This is a genomic window from Methylohalobius crimeensis 10Ki (assembly GCF_000421465.1).
In the GTDB taxonomy this organism is placed as follows: domain Bacteria; phylum Pseudomonadota; class Gammaproteobacteria; order Methylococcales; family Methylothermaceae; genus Methylohalobius; species Methylohalobius crimeensis.
In genome coordinates this window covers 1-6,198 of sequence record NZ_ATXB01000004.1, presented here as the reverse complement: position 1 = coordinate 6,198, position 6,198 = coordinate 1, and the positions used below count along the sequence as shown (strand labels likewise).

Annotated in this window: 7 protein-coding genes and 1 pseudogene; 2 read left to right on the top strand and 6 right to left on the bottom strand. The window is 58.2% G+C overall.

Features of this window, described 5'->3' with window-relative positions; genetic code table 11:
• The 6 genes from H035_RS21085 to H035_RS0117345 all read right to left on the bottom strand — a co-directional run.
• Positions 1-1,733: DUF927 domain-containing protein (locus tag H035_RS21085; protein ID WP_022950217.1), on the bottom strand; the 1,733-nt coding region annotated here is incomplete at its 3' end.
• Between the two features lie 86 nt (positions 1,734-1,819).
• Positions 1,820-2,068 (bottom strand): hypothetical protein, encoded by a 249-nt coding sequence (locus H035_RS22090; protein ID WP_022950215.1) that lies wholly within the window; start codon positions 2,066-2,068, stop codon positions 1,820-1,822.
• Entirely contained in the window at positions 2,068-2,829 is a 762-nt protein-coding gene (locus H035_RS22085; RefSeq protein WP_022950214.1) for a zinc finger domain-containing protein, read from the bottom strand. Before H035_RS22085 ends, H035_RS22090 begins: the two co-directional genes overlap by 1 nt.
• Positions 2,830-3,308: 479 nt before the next feature.
• Positions 3,309-3,677 carry a hypothetical protein gene (locus H035_RS0117350; protein WP_022950213.1) on the bottom strand — a complete coding sequence of 123 codons (369 nt, stop codon included), beginning with the start codon at positions 3,675-3,677 and terminating at the stop codon, positions 3,309-3,311.
• Positions 3,674-3,769 (bottom strand): hypothetical protein, encoded by a 96-nt coding sequence (locus H035_RS22835; RefSeq protein WP_152486107.1) that lies wholly within the window; start codon positions 3,767-3,769, stop codon positions 3,674-3,676. The genes H035_RS0117350 and H035_RS22835 overlap by 4 nt, the downstream gene beginning before the upstream one ends.
• Positions 3,766-4,740 (bottom strand): IS481 family transposase, encoded by a 975-nt coding sequence (locus tag H035_RS0117345; protein ID WP_022950212.1) that lies wholly within the window; start codon positions 4,738-4,740, stop codon positions 3,766-3,768. Before H035_RS0117345 ends, H035_RS22835 begins: the two co-directional genes overlap by 4 nt.
• A 124-nt stretch (positions 4,741-4,864) precedes the next feature.
• On the opposite strand from H035_RS0117345, the gene H035_RS0117340 reads away from it, so the two are divergent.
• Both H035_RS0117340 and H035_RS0117335 read left to right on the top strand, forming a co-directional pair.
• A complete protein-coding gene (locus tag H035_RS0117340) occupies positions 4,865-5,443 on the top strand; it encodes a hypothetical protein (RefSeq protein ID WP_022950211.1) in 579 nt (192 codons plus the stop codon).
• A gap of 296 nt (positions 5,444-5,739) precedes the next feature.
• Positions 5,740-6,198 (top strand): annotated as a pseudogene (locus tag H035_RS0117335) (IS481 family transposase); the annotation flags it as partial.

Below are 6,198 nucleotides of genomic sequence, written 5' to 3'. Positions count from 1 at the left end.
GATTCGCCGATCTCATCGACGATCAGCGGCAAATCGTTGAAGCATTCGGCGGTGGCTTCCAGTCCGTTATCGGTGGCGTTCCATCTTTGAATATAGGCGGCCGCGCCGCCGGCTTGCTGAGGGTCCGCGCTGTTGCCCCAAACGCTGGCGGCGGCTTGCAATAAGGTGGTCTTGCCCCGACTGGTGTTGCCGTGGAAGTGAAAACCGCCGGCCTCCACTTCGACCAGGTGACGCATGGGGGCGGCCAGGGCGGCGCAAACGGCAAAACGCACCAGGGAAGGGGCCTCGGCCACTGCCCATTGCCAGGCGTCGAACGTACCGCCGCGGCAAAAGGCATCGGCGGCGGTGTGCTGGTCGTGGGGTTGGTAGACGATCCGCTCCCCCTCGGGCGCCTTCAGGGTTCGATCCGGCAGCACGAAGGCCTGCCCGTGCCAACCGGTGACGGTGGCGGCGGTCAGGCGATCCTTAGGCGCGAAGGCCACCAGATATTGAAGTAAGGGGGTTTCCTTTCCGGAGACGATGGGAAGCCCACCCTCGGCCAGCAGTTGGGCGATTTCCCGGCCGCCGGTATGAAACATACTGGCGGGGATGGCGCGCTCATGTCGGTGGCCGTCGTGGTCCTCCCAAACCACCAGCCGCCCCCAGGATTCGCGCCTGCCGTCGCGGCTCAAGGCCTCCACCCAGATCGGCCGATGGGCCAGGGGTTGGGGTTCGCCATCGTCCCGAAGACGGAATACACCCCGGCGGTTGAGTAGGTGGCCGAAGGGGGCGGGGGGAATCCCCACTGCTTGCGCCACAGCCCCCTGTATTTGGGTTTTGACCGTCTCCAGTCCGGCGATTCCAGCCAGGTCGTTGAAATCCGTCGGCCTGGTGTCGGTATCCACCGCGCTGAAATCCGGCACACACCACGCCGCGCCAACGGCATCGGCGGCCCCTCGCGCCTTGGCGGCGCCCGGGTTGCCCTCGGTCCACTGGTCGTTGTCGCCGGCAATGACGATACCCGCCTTGGGGTATTGCTTCCGCAGGGCCTCGGCCACCGGTTTAAGATTCCCCGCGTCGAAGGCGGCAAAGGTCGGTAGACCGGTCGCCTCGTGGAGGCTGGCGGCGGTGGCGAAGCCTTCACAGATCACGATGCACTCGGGGGATTCCGGCAAGATGAGCGGTATGGGGAAGAAACAGCCGCGCTTTTTTCCTCCAGGGAGGAAACGCTTGTCTCCCTCACCGGTGATGGTTTGCAGCGTCCAGAGGGTGCCCCCGGCATCGATGCCCGGTATCACCAGCTTGTCGCCGTCCATCTTCGCGCCGTTTGGCCGGATCCGCTTCCGTTCCAGATAGGGATGATCGGCTTCGGCGGGTTTGGCTTCCCGCCATCGGTTCGATGCCCGGACGCTGACATCGGATTGCCGGCGTTCAATTTCCTGTTGCCGTTGTCGCTGGATTTCATCCAACCGTTTGGCGTGGGCGCGGCGTTCCTCCTGGTTCATTTCGGCGCGGTCCTTGGCGCACCAGCTTTGTGTGATGCCAGCGCGCCAGCAGCCGAAGGCGCCGGCCGGAATGCCATCCAGATGGAGCACATACCAGCCGGCGTCATCGTCCCGCTTGCCGGTGGTGGGAAAACGGTGAATCCGGCCGTCCGCATTAACTTGTTCCGGTGCGGGCAAGCCTGAATCCAGGATGGCGCGGCGGAATCGTTCAATATCTTGGGGATGGGTGGGGTATAATGTGTTGGTCATGGATGTCTTCGGCATATCATGGCTCCGATTGATATGAATTTTTTTGTAGCCCCATCCGCACTTGATCCGGATGGGGCTTTTTGTTTTTAGCGGCGAATGATGACTCGGATGGCCTCCAGGTTCGCGGATAGTTGCTCTCCGATTGCATTCAGCATCGACGAGTCCATGCCGGGAAAATCCCCGATCGCCAGCATATCGGCTATGGCTGCCGTGCGATCCAGCAGCGAATATATTGCGTCGTGGCGTCCCATATCCGCCGCCATCGGCGAATCGCTGCCCGCAATTAGGGCCAGGAGCAGTTCGTGTTCTTGGTCTGTTCTTTTTTGTGAGGTCATCACACACCTCCCCCCAGTTCGGCGGCCAGATGATCGGCCAGGGCCCGGCGCGCCCGGGCCAGAATCTCGGCAGCGTATCGGGCACCGCCACGGTCGAATCCTTGCTCGCGTAAGTCGCTTTCAATCTCCGATACCGCGATGATGCTACGACGCAAGCAATCCAGGCGTGCGATATCGTGGGATGACATTTGCGCGCGGCCTGTCCCCTGGCAGCTCGTGCATAACAACGAATTGGTGATGTCGCTGAGAGGATCGCAGCCGGTGCCTCGGCAATCTTCGCAATCATCGTGGTTGAAATCTGGATCCGCGCCGCTCCCTCGACAGGTCGCGCATATGGACGTATAGCGGACAGGTCCCGACGGCAGATCCCGAGATCCGTGGACGTGGCCGCTCCCGCCGCATTCTGGGCATTCCTGGCCCGGGCCTCGGTAGTTGGCCGGGATAATGTGACCGGTGCCGTTGCAATAGGTGCATCTGGTGGTGTCCTCGGCTTGCTCCAGCGGGGACGGCACCACCCGTCCATCCCGGGTTATCCAGGGGTAGTCATCGCCGTAGTAACCGGCTCCGGTCTGATCGCATTCGACGAAGCCTTGGTGGCCGTGGGCCTCAAATTCACGCTTGCCCTGCTCGAATGTCAGGCCGCGCATGATCGCCAACGGGCCATCGGGATAGGCCGCTCCGGTCGAGTCGTAGCCGCGATAATAGGTGAAGGTTAAGAGTTGGGGCTTGCGCGCAGTGGCGCGTTGGATTGAATTAGGCATGATTTGCCTCCGATAGTTTTGAGTTGCGCAATCGACCACCATTAGGGTGGCCGGGTGTCACTCTCGGCCTATCGAAGCCGCCGCCATTATTCCCGCCGAAGCGGTCTTGTATTCCTGGCTGTCCACCCGACCATGAAACTGGTCGATCATTCTGGGGGGCAACAAAAAACCGCGCTGACGGGGCGGGGCTGCCGTCGATAGTTTTGAGAGTGGCTTCAGGATAGCCCCGCCCTTTGGGGGTGTCAACAAAAGAGGGAAACATTCGCTTCTTCCTTTCAGGGCGCTATAATGCGCCCTGGGTGATGTGATGGTTATCCGGAAAGACCCCTTTGAGTGTGCCGCTCGGAGGGGTTTTTCGTTTTGGGAATGGCTGATGGCGGAGACGCAAAATGACCGATAACAAGCGGGTCGTCCATCCATTCTTGAACGCGGTGACCGCGTTGACGGTTTTTCCCTGGAGCAATGCCCGGCCGACGGCTTCAAGTTGGGTCTTTTAGTCGATATGCCTCCTCCTCCATGTCCCATGGACTCAGCAGCTCTTGCTCTAGACGGGATATTTCCGTATCGATCCGTTGGCGCTGAATACGCAAAAAGCCCAGAAAGCGCAGTTTTTTGGTGTATTCCTGGGTGATGGTTTCTCCCGGGAATGCGGTCAATTCGCCCCACTCCGGGAAACCTGAAGTCAGACTTCGGTAATAGCGGTACAAGGTGCCTAGGGGAATGTCATAACCATGTTTCGCAAGCCACTCGCGATGCTGCTTGAGGGTATGGTTTTCATTCAGCAGGCGCTCGTTAAGCCGGGCCAGAATATCCGGGGGGAGCTTCCTTTTAACGGAGCTGTTCATCATGCCGCAGCCTCCCCGGTATGCGTCCGTGTACGGCGCTCAATGAATGCGTCGATGTCCTCTTGGCGGTAGCGAACGCGGCGGCCGCTTTTCACAAAGGGTAGGTGTCGTGTCCCGGATGATTGACGACACGTTTATGAAACAAGTGTGGGTGTGACCTTTGCCAATTTTTCAGGGCTTGCACTGGATGAATATGCCCCAAGGCTTTCTGAGGCACTTGATGATTGTACAACCAGACGTATCGTCGAAGGGTGGTTTCCAGTTCCTCTCCGGAGCGGAAATGATACGTACGCAGGATATCGGCAATACGCCCGTTGAATCGCTCCACCATGCCGTTGGTTTGAGGCCTTTTGGGGCGGATGAGTCGATGCTCGATGCCCAGTTCCGTGCACAGTTGATCGAAGACGTGCTGTCCGGTCGGGGTCCGTTCACCCCGGGTGACAAAGCGATCGGTGAATTCTTTTCCGTTATCGGTAAGAATCTTTTCGATCTTAAACGGCGCGGTCTTGGCCAGCGCCGCCAGAAAATGCCGCGCATGGCGGGCGCTTTTGCTGTGATAGAGACGCACAAAGACCCAACGCGTGGCCCGATCGATGGCCACAAACAGATACCGCCGCCGGGTTTCATCGGCCATTTGGGGCAAATATTTGACGTCGATGTGCACAAAGCCGGGGACATAAGCTTTGAAGGCTTTCGCCTTAGGTGGGCTTTTATCCGCCGGCGGTCTGCGAGACACCCCGTGTCGCTTGAGCATCCGATGCAACGAAGCGCGGGTCAGGGTCGGATGAATGAATTCCCGCACCACCGCCAGCAAGTCGTCCAGGGACAAGTCCAACTGCTGGCGCAGCACCAACACCACCTGCTCTTGAGCCGGCGTCAGGGTCGTGGGCAGCCGGTGCGGGGTATGCGGCAAGTCTTCCACCGAATCGCGTCCCTTCCAGCGCGCGATGGTTTCCACCGTGACGCCAAAGCGCTTGGCCAACACCGTATTCGGTTCCGTACTCGCCTGGATCAAAGCGCGGATTCGGGGCGTGGTCGTCGCGTTTTTGTGCAGTCTTACTTGCATCCTGTCACCTCTCGCATGATGTCTCTGGCCATCAGTAAACCACACCGACGGCCTATTAGGGAATCATCCGTGACACGACACCTATGCGAAGAGGGTTTTATCTGCCGCCGGCCACTTGCTCCAAATGAAGGACCGTGATATTCGGATTGAAGGCTTGATTAAGGATACCGATCTGAAGGTTTATCCGCTTGGTTTGATTAATATCGCACTGGAGTTTTTTCCGGATTTATTCCCCGCGATTGTGTACCAGCCAGGCATCCCTATGGAAACTAAGATGCAAGCAATCAATGAAAAAACACTGTCCCTGGATTGGCGTTTCGAGGTGTTGACGCGATATGCGGAGATTAACGCCAATGCATTTTATGCCGCCCTGAAGTTGTTTGAAAAAAAGATCGCGGATTCGGAGATGTTTCCCGCCCCCTTGGTGCGGTGGTACATCGAATGTGGACAGAAAAAAAAGCCGCCTTCCAAACGCCGCGGGAGGGAAAAACTATATAAAAACCGGAATAGGTTTATCTGTGGTGCTGTGTGGAACTTACATTACTATTTTGGGATTCACCCCACCAGGAACGATTCCCGCGAACCTGAGACATACCCTAGCGGTTGCGACATAGTTTCACAGGCCATCAAGGAGTTGGGTATCGACTGCAGCATCAGAACATACGGCGCCGTCGAATCAGTATGGAAAGACAGAAATAAATAGCGCTATCGCGGCATCGGCCGAAAATCCACATTTTTCCGTTTTTATTGCCTATGCGGTCTGCCGAAATTTTTGCGATGTTACTGCTTTACTTCGAAAGCAACTTGGGAGCAGTTACATGGCATCGAGACTTATCACGTCACATGAAGCCGCCAAGCAGTTGGGTGTATCTCCGCGCACACTCTCGGTTTGGCGTTGTACCGGACGCTATAACCTACCTGTCGTGTCACGGATGATTCCCTAATAGGCCGTCGGTGTGGTTTACTGATGGCCAGAGACATCATGCGAGAGGTGACAGGATGCAAGTAAGACTGCACAAAAACGCGACGACCACGCCCCGAATCCGCGCTTTGATCCAGGCGAGTACGGAACCGAATACGGTGTTGGCCAAGCGCTTTGGCGTCACGGTGGAAACCATCGCGCGCTGGAAGGGACGCGATTCGGTGGAAGACTTGCCGCATACCCCGCACCGGCTGCCCACGACCCTGACGCCGGCTCAAGAGCAGGTGGTGTTGGTGCTGCGCCAGCAGTTGGACTTGTCCCTGGACGACTTGCTGGCGGTGGTGCGGGAATTCATTCATCCCACCCTGACCCGCGCTTCGTTGCATCGGATGCTCAAGCGACACGGGGTGTCTCGCAGACCGCCGGCGGATAAAAGCCCACCCAAGGCGAAAGCCTTCAAAGCTTATGTCCCCGGCTTTGTGCACATCGACGTCAAATATTTGCCCCAAATGGCCGATGAAACCCGGCGGCGGTAC

What these genes read in the sequence shown, in the direction of transcription:
- H035_RS0117345 (WP_022950212.1), bottom strand. Translation starts at nt 4,740, where the DNA reads ATGCAAGTAAGACTGCACAAAAACGCGACGACCACGCCCCGAATCCGC.
- H035_RS0117350 (WP_022950213.1), bottom strand. Translation starts at nt 3,677, where the DNA reads ATGATGAACAGCTCCGTTAAAAGGAAGCTCCCCCCGGATATTCTGGCC.
- H035_RS22085 (WP_022950214.1), bottom strand. Translation starts at nt 2,829, where the DNA reads ATGCCTAATTCAATCCAACGCGCCACTGCGCGCAAGCCCCAACTCTTA.
- H035_RS0117340 (WP_022950211.1), top strand. Translation starts at nt 4,865, where the DNA reads ATGAAGGACCGTGATATTCGGATTGAAGGCTTGATTAAGGATACCGAT.
- H035_RS22090 (WP_022950215.1), bottom strand. Translation starts at nt 2,068, where the DNA reads ATGACCTCACAAAAAAGAACAGACCAAGAACACGAACTGCTCCTGGCC.